The sequence below is a fragment of the Algibacter sp. Ld11 genome (assembly GCF_045066735.1).
Lineage (GTDB): Bacteria > Bacteroidota > Bacteroidia > Flavobacteriales > Flavobacteriaceae > Algibacter.
Genome location: NZ_JBISHH010000024.1, coordinates 430,163 through 445,857, shown reverse-complemented (window position 1 = coordinate 445,857; position 15,695 = coordinate 430,163). Strand labels below are relative to the sequence as shown.

The window sequence follows — 15,695 nt, the reverse complement described above, 5'->3', positions numbered from 1 at the left end:
ATTAACGAGCTTGTTTATCAATTAACGAAATAGTTTTAGCTGCTTTATCATAATCGACTTGCATTGCAACAATATCAATTGGCGTATAACGTGCTAACTCACAACTCTCTAAAATAACTTTAAAATCTTTTATTACCTCAGCATCCACTTCCTTTTTCAAGAGTAATTCTTCTATTTTATCTTTACTCAATTCGTTGGTTTCTATATGTAGTTTTGCTTTTAAATAGTTATGTAATGCCTTTTCTAAAGCAATATAAAAGGCTTCTTTTTGACCTAAAGATTTTTTAGCATTACTTAAATATTTTTTGGCCAATTTATCGGCTTTTCTAATTCGGTTTCCGTAAACATCGGCGTCACGTGTTGCTTTCTTATTACGAATAACAATGGCTATCGGTATTAACAAAAATGGCAACAATAACAAACTCCAAAACAAATTGGTTTTAAAGAAATAACTTGGTTTTATACTTGAGAAATTAGTTTTTGTTTTTATAAAAGCAAATTGATCACTATTTAAAACTACAGCTTGCTTATTACTATTCGCATTAGCCGTTTCGGTATTTGCGTTAGTCGTATTTAATGGTCCGTTTTGGACATCAATAATAATTTCACTAGAATTTAATCGCTTGTAACTTTTAGTTTTTAAATCAAAATATGAAAATGACGTACTCGGTATTGGGTATTTACCCTTGTACTGCGGTACTACGGTATAACTATCGGAAATATCGCCTTGCATACCTGCAGAGTTTGTTTTTACATTCTCACTATGTTCTGGCTCATAAACCTCTAAAGAACTCGGTAAAGACAGCCTAGGTAGCTTAAAAAGCTTTAAATTTCCATTACCTTTTACACCTACTTTTATTTGAAGCGATTCTGATGCGTCGAGCACTTGTTTTGAACTTGTTACAGCGAAACTAAAATCACCAACAGCACCAGTAAAATCGGCCGGTTTACCTTGTTCTGGTAATGGCTTAACCTTAATAATTTGATTACCTGCCGAAACAACTTTACTAACACGCGTCATTAAAGAACCTCCAAAAATATCGCGACGGTTTGTTGGCACACGCATCGAAAGATTTAAGCTCAGTGGCTCTATATTTAATTCTCCTGTTTTTTGCGGATATAATACCGTTTTACGCAATACTAAATAGCGATAATCTTCGCCTTTATACGTTCCGTTTTGAACTTTTTGTCCTTGCGTATTAATGTTCTGACTCCAGAAATCGTTGTATCTAGGGCTATCTATTTCATTCCAATTATCTACGGCTATATTTGGCGACACATAAAGCTTATAAACCACAGAGATTGCCTCGTTTAAATAAGGGTTCGTTTTAGAAATTTCGGCAACTAAATGAATGTTTTCTGAAGCAATAAAATTTGGATCGTTTGGATCTTTAGGCTTATCAACCGCAGCGGTAACCGTAACTTTTACCGGAATTGTTTTGTACACCGTACCATCTATAACAATAGTGGCCTGTGAAATTGTGAAATTCCCTCGGCTTTTTGGTGTTAAAAAATAAGTATATGTTTTTTTATAAGTTCGTACACCATTAATCCATGAGTTACTTACCGACTGGTTTGGCCCACTAACATTGAAGTTTGAAAAATCGGGTGGATTAAAATTATCGCCATCCTTATTCATTTCAAAATCGATACGTAAACGCTCGTTTACACCTAATGATTTCTTACTTACTTTGGCTTCAAATTTAACCTGAGCAGAAAGCATACTTGTAGTGAGTATGAAAAATAATATAGATATGTGCTTTACTAATTTCATGTTTTAAATTTAAAAATCTTTTCGAATTTTAAAATATTTTAGATTACTGAAAACAGAATGCTAAACTACCAATCCTTATCGGTTTTAACCTTAACACCTTTTACTTTTTCGGCATTCATTTTTTCCTGAACAGCTTGTTCTTGGTTATTCATGGCTTCTAGCAAGTTTTTTATTTGCTGAGGAGATAATTGCCCTGGTTGTGGCTGAGGCTGTTGTTGCTCTTTTTTGTCTTTATCACCATCTTTACCTTCATCTTCCTTCTCATCTTTAGGCTTGCCTTCATCATCCTTTTTATCGTCGCCTTCTTTCTTATCTTTATCGCCTTCGTCCTTTTTGTCGTCTTTGTTCTCGTCGCCTTTATCTTTGTTTTCTTTGTCTTCTTTATTGTCTTTATTATCCTTCTCGTCCTTTTGATCTTCGTTTTTATCCTTCTTATCGTCCTTATTTTGGTCGTCTTTATTTTGATCTTCTTGTTGCTTGGCACAATCTTTTGCTAAAGCTAGATTATAACGTGTTTCATCATCGGTAGGATTATTTCTTAAAGCACTTTTAAAAGCTTCAACTGCTTCTTTACATTTTTTACCCTTCATTAAAATCGTGCCAATGTTGTGAAATGCTTTGTGCTTTTCAGATTTTGAAGTCGCTGTTGTAGCGGCTTGTTGCAATCTAAATACAGCCTCATCAAAACTACCTTTTGTATAGTAAGCGTTACCTAAATTATAAGCACCAGCAATGCTGTTTGGGTTTTCGGAAATGGCTTTTCTATATTCCATTTCTGCTGAAACATAATCATCTTCGTTCACCAAGTTATTCCCTTCATAAACAAAATCGTTAGACTTTTTAAGCGCTTGTAACTGTGCTTCTTCTTCTTGTGAGAAAGAAAAAAAACTTACAAACAAAACTAATAGTGTTATTAAGTGTTTCATTTTTAAAATCTTATACCTAAGATAAAAAACTTAGATTTTTTCGTTGTTAATGAAATTATAAATTCTCATTAAATAAATTTAATTTTTTCAACCAACCGGTTTTTCTTTCTAGCAAAAAAACATCTACTAACAATAAGAAAATCCCTAAACCTAAAAACCATTGAAATTGATCTTTAAAATCGGCAAACTGCTTGGCTTCAAACTCTGTTTTGTCCATACCGTTTAATATTTCGCGAATATTTTCAACGACGTCATTAGTGTTTTTTCCGTTAATATAAGCACCATTAGCTTCTTCGGCAATTTTCTTTAAAGTATCTTCATTTAAACGGGTAATTACCGTTTCTCCTTGACTATCTTTTTTATAATTTAAAACAATACCATTTCGTTTAATAGGAATTGGACCACCTTTTAAATCGCCAACACCAATGGTAAATATCTTGATTCCTTCCTCACTTGCTTGTTCGGCGTAAGCTAAAGCATCTTCACTATGATCTTCCCCATCTGAAATAATAATAAGCACGCGATTGGTTTGCTCTTCATTATCAAAATAAGTAGTTGCTAATTTTATGGCTTCGTTTATAGCTGTTCCTTGCGACGACAACATATCGGTATTCATGTTGTTTAAAAACATTTTGGCCGATGCATAATCTGTTGTAATAGGCAATTGCGGAAATGCTTTTCCTGCGTAAGCAATAATACCAACGCGGTCGCTTGCCAAATTATTGATAATTTGCGTTACCAATTGTTTAGACTTCTCTAATCTATTTGGCGCAATATCTTCGGCTAACATACTTTTTGAAACATCGACAGCAAAAACAATATCGACACCTTCACGCTTAACGGTTTCTAGTTTTGTACCTACTTTAGGATTTACTAAAGCAATAGTTAAACACAAAAAGGCTAAACTTAAAACTACTACTTTTAAAATGGATTTAAACAACGATTTATTCGGGCTTAAACGTTTTAACAACTCCTTATCGGCAAACTTTTTTTGTGTACGATATCTCCAAAATTGAAGTAACAAAAACAGCACAATTATTACAGGAATAATCGCGAGCGTCCAAAACCATATTTTTTCTTCTAATTGAAACATGTATTAGTTTTCAGTTTTTCAGTATTCATTTAGCAGCTAAACCGGATACCTAAATTTATTTATCACCTTTGCTGCTGTCTAACTTCTTTTAAACAAAACTCTTAAATATTGTATTACGCAAAAGTAATTCTAACAATAGCAAAAGCCCTGCTAAGAGCACCAATGGTCTATATTTTTCTTCGTAATTATAAAATTTAAACTCTTCAACATCTGTTTTTTCAAGCTTATTGATTTCGCTATAAATTTCTTCTAACTTCTTATTATTTGTGGCTCTAAAGTATTTTCCTCCTGTTGCGGTAGCAATTTCTTTTAGAAGCGTTTCGTCTATTTCTACTTTAATTCTTCCATATTGAAACTGCCCAGTTCTTGGGTCGATAGCCACAGGCGATAATGCCATACCATTTGTACCTAAACCAATGGTGTAAGTTTTAATACCGTATTCTATAGCTAATTCGCTAGCAATTTTTGGATCTATAAATCCTGAATTATTAACACCATCGGTTAATAAAATAATCACTTTACTTTTTGCTTTACTATCTTTTAATCTATTTACCGAAGTAGCTAAACCCATACCAATGGCCGTTCCGCCTTCAATAATATTATTATATTCAATACTTTTTAAAGAACGCAGCACAATAGCTTTATCACTAGTTATTGGTGTTTTTGTATAACTCTCTCCTGCATATTCCACCAAACCAATTCTATCGTTAGGACGACCTTTAATAAACTCTGCTGCAACTTCTTTTAAAGCATCTAACCTATTTGGACGTAAATCTTTCGCTAACATACTAGCCGAAACATCTATCGCCATAACAATATCAATACCTCGCGTTGTTTTTGTTTTAGATGAAACATCTACCGTTTGCGGTCTTGCCAAAGCCATAATTAATAACCCTAAAGCCAATAAGCGTAACACAAACATTATTGGTTTTAATTTTGTGAGCCAAGAACTGGTAACTTTAAAACCTTTTAAACTCGACATTTTTAATTCTGCCGTTTGCTTATTACGCTTAAAAAAGTACCATACAATAGCCAATGGCAAAAGCAAAAACAACCAGAAAAATTCTTTATTTACAAACTCGATCCCTTCAAACATTATTCTTCTGCTTTTTTAAGTTCAACTGAATTTATAATACGCTCCACAATTTTATCGGCATACGTATCCGTTTTGTTCCAAACAATAGAAATACGCTGTAAAATATTTTTAGATGAAAATTGAAGAATTACATATTTACCTTCATAAAACTCATCGGAGTTTAAAATTGGAAAACTAGCTGTACCATGTGTTTTTAAACCTTCAGCACCATTTGGCGTTGTAAACTTATCATTTAATACAGCGATGTCGGTAACACCGGCCTGCTCTAACTGTTTTATAGCACCGTTTTGAGCTTGCTCTAAATCGATATCTTCTTCTGGATTAGCTTGTTTTAAAACTATGGTTGATACATCTACACTAAAGAAATTTAACAAACTACCATAACTAAAACTTGTGACACTCATTTGCGCCTGAGCCTCTTCTGGAAGTTCTACCGTATTACGTTTTAAAACCTTTGGAGTTGTAATGTTAATTGGAGGCACACCGTATGCACTAGTTACCCAATCACCCTCTAAAAGTTCTATACTATCGTGACCAATAATGGTATCTTTAACATAACTAAATCCATATTTTAAAGAGAACCCAACAAAGGTGGCCATCATTAAAAAAACAGCAATAACAACGGTTAAAATAATTTTATTACGCTTCTTTTTACGTGCTTGCTCTTCTCTATACTTTTCGTCTAAAAGCTTTTCTTCTTCGGTTGGTTCTGGCAAGGCTTCTTTTACATGATCTATTTCTATATCAATTGTAGTTCTATCTATTTTTGCCAATTCAATATCTGGAGCAGATTTGGCGAACTTGACTAAATCTGCACGTTTTAAAATGCTTTCTAAGTTTTTTATGTCTTCTTTACTTAAATCTACTTGATTCCCTTCTTTAAGAATATTTAAGCGCGTAATCAGCTCATCGGTTGTGCTTTCCAAGGCGCGATCATAAACCTTTTCATCTAAATATTTTCTAATAATAAAGGTTAATTCAGAATAGTAATCTTTTAAATTTTCGTGTTCTAAGTAAGTACTTTCATCCAAATTCTTTAAAGCCAATTTTGCACGATCGTATGGCGGTAATAAAGCAATTTTCTCTTCTTCGGACAATGGTTTTTTACGCCAAATAAACCAATATAATAAAAATGCTATAGCACCAATTATTAATAAGGTAACTAATAAATATTTCCACCAATTGCTAGCCGATTTTTCAACTTCAATAATTGGTTTAATATCGTAAAGCCCTTGTTTAGTAGTATCCACAACTACATTATTTACTTCAACTTTAAGCGAATCGGTAAAAAATGTTTTTGTACCAATAATTATTTTTTGGCGAGGAATGGTATAGGATCCCGAATCGAATTGGGTTAACCCATATTTTTTAACAAGATTATATTTGTCTTTATTTTTTAAAGTATCTACCGCATAAGATTCAATCATTTCCAAAGGCGAAAAAGATTGCCCTTCTGGAAAAACCACTAAGCTTGTAGTATCGGTTTCAACTTGAATATGATAAGTAATTTGCTCACCAATTTTAATTGATGTAGAATCTATTGCCGATGTAACTTGAGAAAAAGATAATAGAGAGTATAGAAAAAAGAACATGAAGATGATTACGGAATTAGCTCCGAAAATTTTCGAGCGACTAAAGCCCATCCCATCATTATTTAATTCTATATTATTAATAGTAATTTGTCTCACTTTTATTTTTTTTAACTGCTAATACTAATTATGCTCTATGTTTAAAATAGCCCAATAATTTTTTTACATAACTTTCGTCAACACGACAATCTATGGCGCCGGCTCCCGATTTGGTGAAACTTTCTTTATAATATTTTGCCTTTTCGTGATAGAATTTATTATAATTCTTACGTACGGTTTTAGACGATGTATTTACCAACATAAGCTCGCCAGTTTCTTCATCCTGCATTTGTACAATACCTAAATTAGGGATGTCCTCTTCACGCTTATCATAAACACGAATACCAGTAACATCATGCTTTTTGGCAACAATTTTCATGGTTTGATGATAATCGTCTGCAATAAAATCTGAAAGCACAAAAGCAATTACTTTCTTCTTCATAACATTTTGCATGAATTTTAAAGCTTCTACTAAATTGGTTTGTTTACTTTCTGGCTTAAACTCAATTAATTCACGAATAATGCGAAGTACATGCGAGCGTCCTTTTTTAGGCGGAATATATAGTTCTACCTTATCGGAAAATAAAATAAGACCTATTTTATCATTATTCTGTGTTGCAGAAAAGGCTAATGTTGCTGCAATTTCTGTAACCACTTCATTCTTAAATTGGTTTTCGGTTCCAAAAAGTTCTGAACCCGAAACATCAACCATAAGCATCATGGTAAGTTCTCGTTCTTCCTCAAAAACTTTTACATAAGGCTCATTATAACGAGCGGTTACATTCCAATCTATATTTCTAACATCATCTCCAAAATTGTACTGGCGCACTTCACTAAACGTCATACCACGCCCCTTGAAAGTCGAATGATATTCGCCTCCAAAAATATGATCAGACAGCCTACGCGTCTTAATCTCAATTTTTCGTACTTTCTTTAGTAATTCTTTAGTATCCATTTATTCAGCAAACAGTTTTCAGTCGCAATTTTCAGTTATCATTAAACCGTTGGGTTTTCAGTATTCAGCCTCGGTAAACACCTGCTTACCGAGATTGAGCACTACAAACTCTTTTTATGGTACTTCAATTTCGTTTACAATTTTAGTGATAATATCTACTGAAGTTACATTTTCAGCTTCAGCTTCATAAGTAATACCTATTCTGTGGCGTAACACATCGTAAACTACGGCGCGAACATCTTCAGGAATTACATAACCTCGACGTTTTATAAATGCGTAACATTTAGCTGCTGTTGCTAAATTAATACTACCACGTGGAGAAGCTCCAAAGGAAATTAAAGGTTTTAAATCGTTAAGCTTATATTTTTCAGGATAACGTGTAGCAAAAATAATATCTAAAATATACTTTTCAATTTTCTCATCCATGTAAACTTCGCGAGAAGCTTGTTGAGCTCTTATTATTTGCTCTACAGAAACTACTGGATTTACTTTTTCCCAAGATCCTTTTAAATTAGAACGCATAATAAGTTGCTCTTCATCTAATTTTGGATAATCTATAACGGTTTTCAGCATAAAACGATCGACTTGAGCCTCTGGTAAAGGGTATGTTCCTTCTTGCTCAACCGGATTCATTGTTGCCATTACTAAAAATGGTTTATCTAATTTAAAGGTTTCATCACCAATAGTAACTTGCTTTTCTTGCATGGCCTCTAATAATGCCGATTGTACTTTTGCTGGCGCTCTGTTAATCTCATCGGCCAAGACAAAGTTTGCAAAAATAGGTCCTTTTTTAATCGAGAAATCATTAATTTTCATATTATAAATCAATGTTCCCGTAACATCGGCTGGTAATAAATCTGGCGTGAACTGAATACGGCTAAAACTACCATCAACAGCTTGTGCCAGCGTATTAATCGCCAAAGTTTTTGCTAAACCAGGAACACCTTCTAATAAAATATGTCCTTGCCCCAACAAACCAATTAGTAAACGTTCCACCATATGTTTTTGGCCTACGATTACTTTGTTCATTTCAAGCATTAGTAAATCAACAAAAGCACTTTCCTTTTCAATTTTCTCGTTTATCGACTTAATATCAATTGTACCTGTTTCTTCCATTATTTTCTAGTAATTTAAAAGCCGAATATACAGCCCTTATTTGAGGAGTGCAAATTGTTAAAATTTTTCGGTTGATGCTGTTAAAAATTGGTTAAAAATTAGAGCAAATGCAATGTTTTCCTAGTTTAACCTATTATTATGATAACTTTTTCTTAATTATTTTTTTATTTCTTTTCAAAAGCGAACTTTTAATTATAATTTATTACCAAACCGAGTTCTGTAAACATGTTTTTTAAGTATTTTTATAGATGAATTAAAACATGATTATGACAAAAACAGCCCTTATTACCGGAGCAACTAGTGGTATAGGAGAAGCAACAGCATATGAATTTGCAAGAAACGGCATTAAATTAGTGCTCTGTGGCCGAAGACTAGAACGCCTAAACACCATACAAAAAGCACTAGAACGCCTAACCGATGTACATATATTAAATTTTGATATCCGAGATAAACAAAGTGTTAATGACGCTATTGAAAACCTACCTAAAACTTTTAAAAATATAGACATCCTTATTAATAATGCAGGTAACGCACACGGACTAGACCCCATAAATAAAGGTAACCTTGATGATTGGGATGCCATGATGGATATTAACGTAAAAGGTTTATTGTATGTAAGCAAAGCTGTAATACCACAAATGACAGCCCGGAAATCTGGACACATTATAAATATAGGCTCATCGGCAGGAAAGGAAGTTTACCCCAACGGGAATGTATATTGCGCCTCCAAACACGCTGTTTTAGCCATTACCGAAGGTATGCGCATAGATTTAAATCCATTTGGCATAAAAGTAGGCGCCGTAAACCCAGGCATGGTCGAAACTGAATTTTCGGAAGTACGCTTTAAAGGCGATCCGTCAGCAAATAACGTGTACAAAGGTTTTAAAGCTTTACAAGCTAAAGATGTTGCTGAAGTTATTTACTTTGCAATTTCACGCCCTCCACATGTTAACCTTGCCGACATTTTAATGTTTTGTACAGCGCAAGCCAGCTCAACGATTATAAAAAAAGACTTATGATTGATTTCCTCCAAAATGAATGGCAACAATTAGCTTCAAAATTCTCTAAAAACGATGGCGAAATTGATGCTTTATGGAAAGAAATTAAAACACAATACCAATTAAAAACAAAACATTACCACAGCCTATCGCATATAAATAGTATGATTATTCAAGCTAAAGAAAACGAGCAAAGCATAGAAGATTATGACGCCTTTTTATTCGCGATATGGTATCATGATATTGTTTACAAAGCCAGCAAAAAAGACAACGAAAATCAAAGCGCCCGGTTTGCAGAAAAAAGACTAAAAACACTAAATATTAAAGAAACGACATCAATTACAATCCAAAAACTAATTGTTTCAACTAAAAATCACCAAATTATTTTAAATAAAAATAGAGATAACGCCTTTCTATTAGATATTGATTTATCTATTCTTGGTAGCGATTGGGCAACCTACCAAGAATACACTCAAAATATTAGAAATGAATATAACATATACCCAAACTTCATTTATAACAAAGGCAGAAAACAAATTTTAAAACAATTCTTAAATCGCGATACATTATTCTTTACAGAAAAATACCAGTTGAAATTTGAAAACCAAGCCAGACAAAACATTTTAAGAGAAATAGAACAACTATAAAATGATTAATAAACGCCTGCTCATAAAACACCTTTTAGCTCACAACGACGAGAATAGTTTTTATGATAAAAAGCGTAAAATTGATATTGGACACAAAGAAGGTAAAGCCAAATTTTTAAAACATGTTTGCGCCTTATCAAATAGTAATCCTAAAAATAACTCGTATATAGTAATTGGTGTAGAAGATGAAGACAACAATATAATTGGAGTCGATTTTTTTGACGACAGTAAAATCCAAAATCTAATAAACGCCTACTTAACCAACCCACCTATTGTTCAGTACGAAAACATTCCATTCCCACATTTACCAGATCATAAAGTAGTTGGCTTAGTAACCATTAGACCAACAGGTAAACTAACATCGCTACGCAAAAATGTTTGGAAATACTATGGAGGCTCTGTGTTTTTTAGAGACGGTAGCATTAGCATGCCTAAAGTTTTCGATATAGAAATTAAGGATGTAAATTCAAAAATTGTTGAAGCTATAGAGAAAAATGCACAAAACAATATAGAACACACTCTTAATGGAGTTTTCGACTTCATGAAAAAAAGTGTAGATTATAATCCACAATACAAAGTATTTAAAGAGTACTTTGTAATGTGCTGGGCCGGGCAAAAGAAAATAACAAAAGATCAAATTTATTACTCGCGGGTGGATATTAAACTTATAAACGAGCAAGTTCTATTGTTTTTCTCCGCATTAGATGAAGTATCAATCAATATAAGTGATGATGCCTTCGAAATTATTGAATATGTGAATCTCGGATTCCAAAACTCAAATAAATACTATCCATTAGAAGAAACCACAATTAAATTTGAAAACAATGCAACTTATAGTATAGAAACCAAACTCCTATTCGAGCCTCCGCAATATGATAAAAAAGTTTTACACCATATCTATAATACCAATAATACCATTTTAGAAAAACTAAAAAAAGGACTCTCGCTATCAAAAACAGAAGAAACCGATCTTAAAAACTTACCAGTAACCTACCTAATATGTTACTTAAACCTTTTTCATGAGGCCATAGACAAACTAAACGAAGCTAAGCCCTATTTAAAAACCTATAACGGAGAAATTTACACTTTATACAAAGAAACCGTAAGAGTTTTAAGAAAAATAAAATATAGTTAAAAACAGATTTCTTAACCTTATATTAACCTAGAAATTTATTTACTCCAAAAAATAATACTATGTTTGTAATGCTATTAATCTTTTTAAGATATAAACCTTGATTCTTGTTTTTAATTTATTAAAAACAGTTCAAGGTTTTTTTGTAAAAAAATAAACACAAACCTCTCGATTTTAACGATAAACATACTTTTGAATAAATAAAAGCGTTAATCAAATACTATTCGCAGAACCTAAAAACATGCGCTTTATCGGTGTTTTTAGCTGTTTTATGGATGAATCTTTTTAAATTATAGATTTTATGCTTTGTTAGTTCACTTTTTTTAATATTTTTACCCCATAATGATAATACAAAATAAAAGAATATTTGCCTCAATCTTATTTGTATTAATAAGTTTTGTATGCACCGCCCAAGGAGGTGGCATGCCGCCCCCACCATTACCACCAGGTCCAGGTTTACCTATAGACGGAGGAGTAATTGCAGGAGCGTGTTTTGCCATATTTTATGGTGCTAAAAAACTATTAAAACGAAGCTAGCTTAGCCACATATTTCCCTAAGACATCAAATTCCAAGTTCACTACACTGCCTTTTTTAAAGGTATTAAAATTGGTATGCTCAAAAGTATAAGGGATAATAGCTACACTAAAACTATCTTTTTTAGAATTCACAACAGTTAAACTTGTCCCGTTTACCGTTACCGAACCTTTTTCAATTGTTAAATTCTTGTTTTCATCAAAATTATAACTAAAAGTAAACACCCAACTTCCATTCGCTTCCTCAACATTTGTGCAAACCGCTGTTTGATCTACATGCCCTTGAACAATATGCCCGTCGAGACGATCTCCCAATTTCATAGCCCGCTCTAAATTTACCTTATCATTAATTTTTAAGGTATTTAAATTTGTTTTATCCAGTGTCTCTTTAATTGCTGTAACTGTATACTCATCATTATTTATGGCGACAACAGTTAAACAAACCCCATTGTGTGCCACACTTTGATCTATTTTTAATTCCGAAGTTATTCCGCTTTTAACGGTAATATGCAGATTATCTAATTCTTTTTTCAGGCTTAAAACTTCACCTATATCTTCAATTATTCCGGTAAACATAGTATTATCTGTTTATTTAGTTAAATTTGCAACAGCAATTGAATTTCAAAATTACAAACAAAAGTTGTCTTTTTTAATGAAGCAAGCAGAAAATATAATAGTAGGAATATCTATAGGAGACCTAAATGGCATAGGAGGAGAAATTGTTTTAAAAACTTTTGAAGACGAAAGAATTTTAGATTTCTGTACACCAGTTATTTTTGCATCGATAAAAGTAATGAGTTTTTTAAAAACCCATTTCAACTCAAACATAAACTTTCATAGCATAAATACTATTAACCAAATAGCTATCGGTAAAATAAATGTATTTAATGCATGGAAAGAACCTGTGAAAATTAATTTTGGTCAAGAAGACCTAAAAATTGGAGAATTTGCAGTAAAATCTTTAGCATCGGCAACTAAAGCCTTAAAAGAAGGTGATGTTGATGTTTTAGTTACCGCTCCAATCAACAAACACAATATTCAGTCGGAAGATTTTAATTTCCCAGGACACACTGATTATTTGGCGCAAGAATTAGAAGGCGAAAGCCTAATGTTTATGGTAACCGATACATTAAGAGTTGGCCTGCTAACAGACCATGTACCTGTAAAAGATGTTTCAACTCATATTACAGCAGAATTAATTCAACAAAAAATAGCAACTGTTTACAACTCTTTGGTAACCGATTTTAACATACAAAAACCAAAAATTGCTGTTTTAGGCATTAATCCGCATACAGGAGACAATGGTGTTATTGGCAGTGAAGATGACGATGTATTAAGACCAACACTTAAAAAAATTAAAGATTCTGGCAAACTAGTTTACGGGCCTTATGCTGCCGATAGTTTTTTCGGGTCTGATAATTATAAAAATTTCGACGCCATTATTGCATCCTACCACGACCAAGGTTTAATACCTTTCAAAACATTATCATTTGGGCAAGGTGTGAACTTTACAGCTGGGTTAAATAAAGTTCGAACCTCTCCAGATCATGGAACAGCATACGAAATTGCAGGAAAAGGAGATGCTGATGCCAATTCTTTTAAAGAAGCTCTATTTAGCGCTCTTAAAATATATAAAAACAGAAGTGAATTTGAAGAGCTAACTTCAAACCCATTAAAAAAAGCACCAAGAAACGAACGCAGTAAAAACTATAAAGACAGGTAGTTAATCGCTGTTTTCTATAGTAAACACGGTATATCTTCCTTTAAAAGAAAGATATAAACAAAAAAATGTTTATAAGTAACGCCACGTAAATAAAAATTTATATATTTGCAGGCTCAAATTAGAAGTGATAATGAAGCCATTAAAAGAGTTTACAATTCCATTTGTAGGGTTAAAGATCGGCAAACATCAATTTAAGTTTGATATTAAACAACCGTTCTTTGAACATTTTGAGTATGAAGATTTTAACAGTGTAGACGTTAAAGCTGATGTGATTTTAGAAAAAAAAGCCACATTGCTTGAGTTAAACTTTAAAATCTCCGGTTCTGTTAACGTCAATTGCGATTTAACGAACGAACCATACAACCAAGCTATTGAAAATGATTTTCATTTGGTAGTTAATTTTGGTGATGAATATAACGATGAAAACATCGATATTCTAATATTGCCTCACGGCACTTACGAAATTAGCATAGAGCAATACATTTACGAACTAATTGTATTAGCTGTACCAATTAAACGTGTTCATCCTGGTGTAGAAGACGGAACATTAGATTCCGACATACTTGAAAAACTAGAAGAATTAAGCCCTGGGCTTAAAGAAAAAAACGAACAAAACGAGGATGATATTGACCCTCGCTGGAATACATTAAAGAAATTATTAACGGATAAATAAACATATAAAATGGCACATCCTAAAAGAAAAATCTCGAAAACAAGAAGAGATAAAAGAAGAACACATTACAAAGCAACTGCGCCACAGATTGCTACTTGCCCTACAACAGGTGAGCCTCACTTATACCACAGAGCACATTGGCATGAAGGTAAATTATACTATAGAGGTCAAGTATTAATTGACAACTCAGAAGTAGAAAACGTAGCATAATAACTATGCACGCATATAATAAAACACTCATTTATGAGTGTTTTTTTTATGAAATTACTTTTCTAATAGCAAAAAAACGTAAATTGCGTAAAATTCCACTCAATTTTCGTGGTTTTTTAAACAATTTTGAGCGTTTTTGCTCAATTTTAATGATTTTTCAGTCAAACCAACTAAAAAGTTATGAGTAAAATTTCTGCAGCCATTACAGCTGTTGGTGCTTATGTACCAGAATACGTATTAACCAATCAGATCCTTGAAACGATGGTTGATACAAATGATGAATGGATTACCTCTAGAACAGGAATTAAAGAACGTCGTATTCTTAAAGACGACGGCAAAGGCACATCGTACTTAGCGATAAAAGCCGCTCAAGACCTAATCAAAAAAAAAGGTATTGACCCAAAAGATATAGAACTTGTTATTGTTGCTACGGCAACTCCAGATATGAAAGCGGCCTCTACGGCATCATTTACAGCATCCGAAATTGGTGCTACAAATGCTTTTTCTTTCGATATGGATGCTGCATGTTCTAGTTTCTTATTTGGTATGTCGGTCGCTGCAAGTTATATTGAAACTGGCCGTTACAAAAATGTATTATTAATTGGAGCCGATAAAATGTCTTCAATTATTAATTACAAAGATAGAGCCACTTGCATTATTTTTGGCGATGGCGCTGGAGCTGTTCTTTTTGAACCAAATGAAGAAAATCTAGGTTTACAAGATGAGTATTTAAGAAGTGATGGAACTGGTCGTGAGTTTTTACAAGCTACATACGGCGGATCATCGCATGCTTTAACTCATGATATTTTAGATGAAGGCGGACATTACGCTTTTCAAGAAGGTAGAACCGTCTTTAAAAATGCTGTTTTTAATATGGCCGATGCTGCCGAAAAAATATTAAAACGTAACAACTTAAATAAAGACACTGTAGATTGGTTAGCCGCACATCAAGCAAACAAACGCATTATTGATGCTACCGCAAACCGTATTGAATTAGCCCCTGAAAAGGTTATGTCGAACATAGAAAAATACGGTAACACAACGTCTGCAACACTTCCATTGTTAATAAATGATTACGAATCACAACTTAAAAAAGGAGATAATGTTATCTTTGCAGCTTTTGGCGGCGGATTTAATTGGGGTTCAATTTATTTAAAATGGGCCTATAATTCAAAGTAATAACCAACCTT

Annotated in this window: 17 protein-coding genes; 8 read left to right on the top strand and 9 right to left on the bottom strand. The window is 33.0% G+C overall.

Going from position 1 to position 15,695, the window contains the following annotated elements; all coding sequences use genetic code 11:
* Position 1 precedes the first annotated feature (1 nt).
* From ACJJV4_RS12285 to ACJJV4_RS12255, 7 genes are all read right to left on the bottom strand, one after another.
* Positions 2 to 1,774 carry a BatD family protein gene (locus ACJJV4_RS12285; RefSeq protein ID WP_405294824.1) on the bottom strand — a complete coding sequence of 591 codons (1,773 nt, stop codon included), beginning with the start codon at positions 1,772 to 1,774 and terminating at the stop codon, positions 2 to 4.
* Positions 1,775 to 1,839: 65 nt separating this feature from the next.
* Complete coding sequence (locus tag ACJJV4_RS12280; RefSeq protein ID WP_405294822.1) at positions 1,840 to 2,700, bottom strand: tetratricopeptide repeat protein; 861 nt, start codon at positions 2,698 to 2,700, stop codon at positions 1,840 to 1,842.
* Positions 2,701 to 2,755: 55 nt separating this feature from the next.
* Positions 2,756 to 3,793: a vWA domain-containing protein gene (locus ACJJV4_RS12275; RefSeq protein WP_405294820.1), complete on the bottom strand. Its 1,038-nt coding sequence runs from the start codon at positions 3,791 to 3,793 to the stop codon at positions 2,756 to 2,758.
* A gap of 88 nt (positions 3,794 to 3,881) precedes the next feature.
* Positions 3,882 to 4,889, bottom strand: coding sequence for a vWA domain-containing protein (locus ACJJV4_RS12270; protein ID WP_405294818.1), 1,008 nt, complete (start codon positions 4,887 to 4,889; stop codon positions 3,882 to 3,884).
* On the bottom strand, positions 4,889 to 6,532 hold the full coding sequence (locus ACJJV4_RS12265; protein ID WP_405295411.1) for a hypothetical protein: 1,644 nt from the start codon (positions 6,530 to 6,532) through the stop codon (positions 4,889 to 4,891). Before ACJJV4_RS12265 ends, ACJJV4_RS12270 begins: the two co-directional genes overlap by 1 nt.
* A 73-nt stretch (positions 6,533 to 6,605) precedes the next feature.
* Positions 6,606 to 7,472, bottom strand: coding sequence for a DUF58 domain-containing protein (locus ACJJV4_RS12260; protein WP_074936765.1), 867 nt, complete (start codon positions 7,470 to 7,472; stop codon positions 6,606 to 6,608).
* Between the two features lie 114 nt (positions 7,473 to 7,586).
* Complete coding sequence (locus ACJJV4_RS12255) at positions 7,587 to 8,588, bottom strand: AAA family ATPase (protein ID WP_405294816.1); 1,002 nt, start codon at positions 8,586 to 8,588, stop codon at positions 7,587 to 7,589.
* Positions 8,589 to 8,854: 266 nt separating this feature from the next.
* On the opposite strand from ACJJV4_RS12255, the gene ACJJV4_RS12250 reads away from it, so the two are divergent.
* From ACJJV4_RS12250 to ACJJV4_RS12240, 3 genes are read left to right on the top strand one after another with little or no spacing between them, the layout of a single operon-like run.
* A complete protein-coding gene (locus ACJJV4_RS12250) occupies positions 8,855 to 9,607 on the top strand; it encodes an SDR family NAD(P)-dependent oxidoreductase (RefSeq protein ID WP_405294814.1) in 753 nt (250 codons plus the stop codon).
* Positions 9,604 to 10,233 carry a hypothetical protein gene (locus tag ACJJV4_RS12245; protein ID WP_405294812.1) on the top strand — a complete coding sequence of 210 codons (630 nt, stop codon included), beginning with the start codon at positions 9,604 to 9,606 and terminating at the stop codon, positions 10,231 to 10,233. The genes ACJJV4_RS12250 and ACJJV4_RS12245 overlap by 4 nt, the downstream gene beginning before the upstream one ends.
* Position 10,234: 1 nt before the next feature.
* Complete coding sequence (locus ACJJV4_RS12240; protein WP_405294810.1) at positions 10,235 to 11,368, top strand: ATP-binding protein; 1,134 nt, start codon at positions 10,235 to 10,237, stop codon at positions 11,366 to 11,368.
* A gap of 329 nt (positions 11,369 to 11,697) precedes the next feature.
* On the opposite strand, the gene ACJJV4_RS12235 is transcribed toward ACJJV4_RS12240, so the two are convergent.
* Positions 11,698 to 11,865 (bottom strand): hypothetical protein, encoded by a 168-nt coding sequence (locus tag ACJJV4_RS12235; RefSeq protein ID WP_405295428.1) that lies wholly within the window; start codon positions 11,863 to 11,865, stop codon positions 11,698 to 11,700.
* Between ACJJV4_RS12235 and ACJJV4_RS12230 the strand changes: the two genes are divergently transcribed.
* Complete coding sequence (locus ACJJV4_RS12230; RefSeq protein ID WP_405295409.1) at positions 11,843 to 11,902, top strand: hypothetical protein; 60 nt, start codon at positions 11,843 to 11,845, stop codon at positions 11,900 to 11,902. The genes ACJJV4_RS12235 and ACJJV4_RS12230 overlap by 23 nt on opposite strands.
* On the opposite strand, the gene ACJJV4_RS12225 is transcribed toward ACJJV4_RS12230, so the two are convergent.
* Positions 11,888 to 12,475, bottom strand: coding sequence for a riboflavin synthase (locus ACJJV4_RS12225; protein WP_405294808.1), 588 nt, complete (start codon positions 12,473 to 12,475; stop codon positions 11,888 to 11,890). The genes ACJJV4_RS12230 and ACJJV4_RS12225 overlap by 15 nt on opposite strands.
* A 76-nt stretch (positions 12,476 to 12,551) precedes the next feature.
* On the opposite strand from ACJJV4_RS12225, the gene pdxA reads away from it, so the two are divergent.
* From pdxA to ACJJV4_RS12205, 4 genes are all read left to right on the top strand, one after another.
* Entirely contained in the window at positions 12,552 to 13,622 is a 1,071-nt protein-coding gene (pdxA, locus tag ACJJV4_RS12220) for a 4-hydroxythreonine-4-phosphate dehydrogenase PdxA (protein ID WP_405294806.1), read from the top strand.
* A 130-nt stretch (positions 13,623 to 13,752) separates the two neighbouring features.
* A complete protein-coding gene (locus tag ACJJV4_RS12215) occupies positions 13,753 to 14,295 on the top strand; it encodes a YceD family protein (protein ID WP_405294804.1) in 543 nt (180 codons plus the stop codon).
* 9 nt (positions 14,296 to 14,304) lie between these two features.
* Positions 14,305 to 14,505, top strand: a complete 201-nt coding sequence (gene rpmF, locus ACJJV4_RS12210) for a 50S ribosomal protein L32 (RefSeq protein ID WP_042496062.1) — start codon at positions 14,305 to 14,307, stop codon at positions 14,503 to 14,505.
* A 180-nt stretch (positions 14,506 to 14,685) separates the two neighbouring features.
* A complete protein-coding gene (locus tag ACJJV4_RS12205) occupies positions 14,686 to 15,684 on the top strand; it encodes a beta-ketoacyl-ACP synthase III (protein WP_405294802.1) in 999 nt (332 codons plus the stop codon).
* The last annotated feature ends 11 nt before the right edge of the window (positions 15,685 to 15,695 follow it).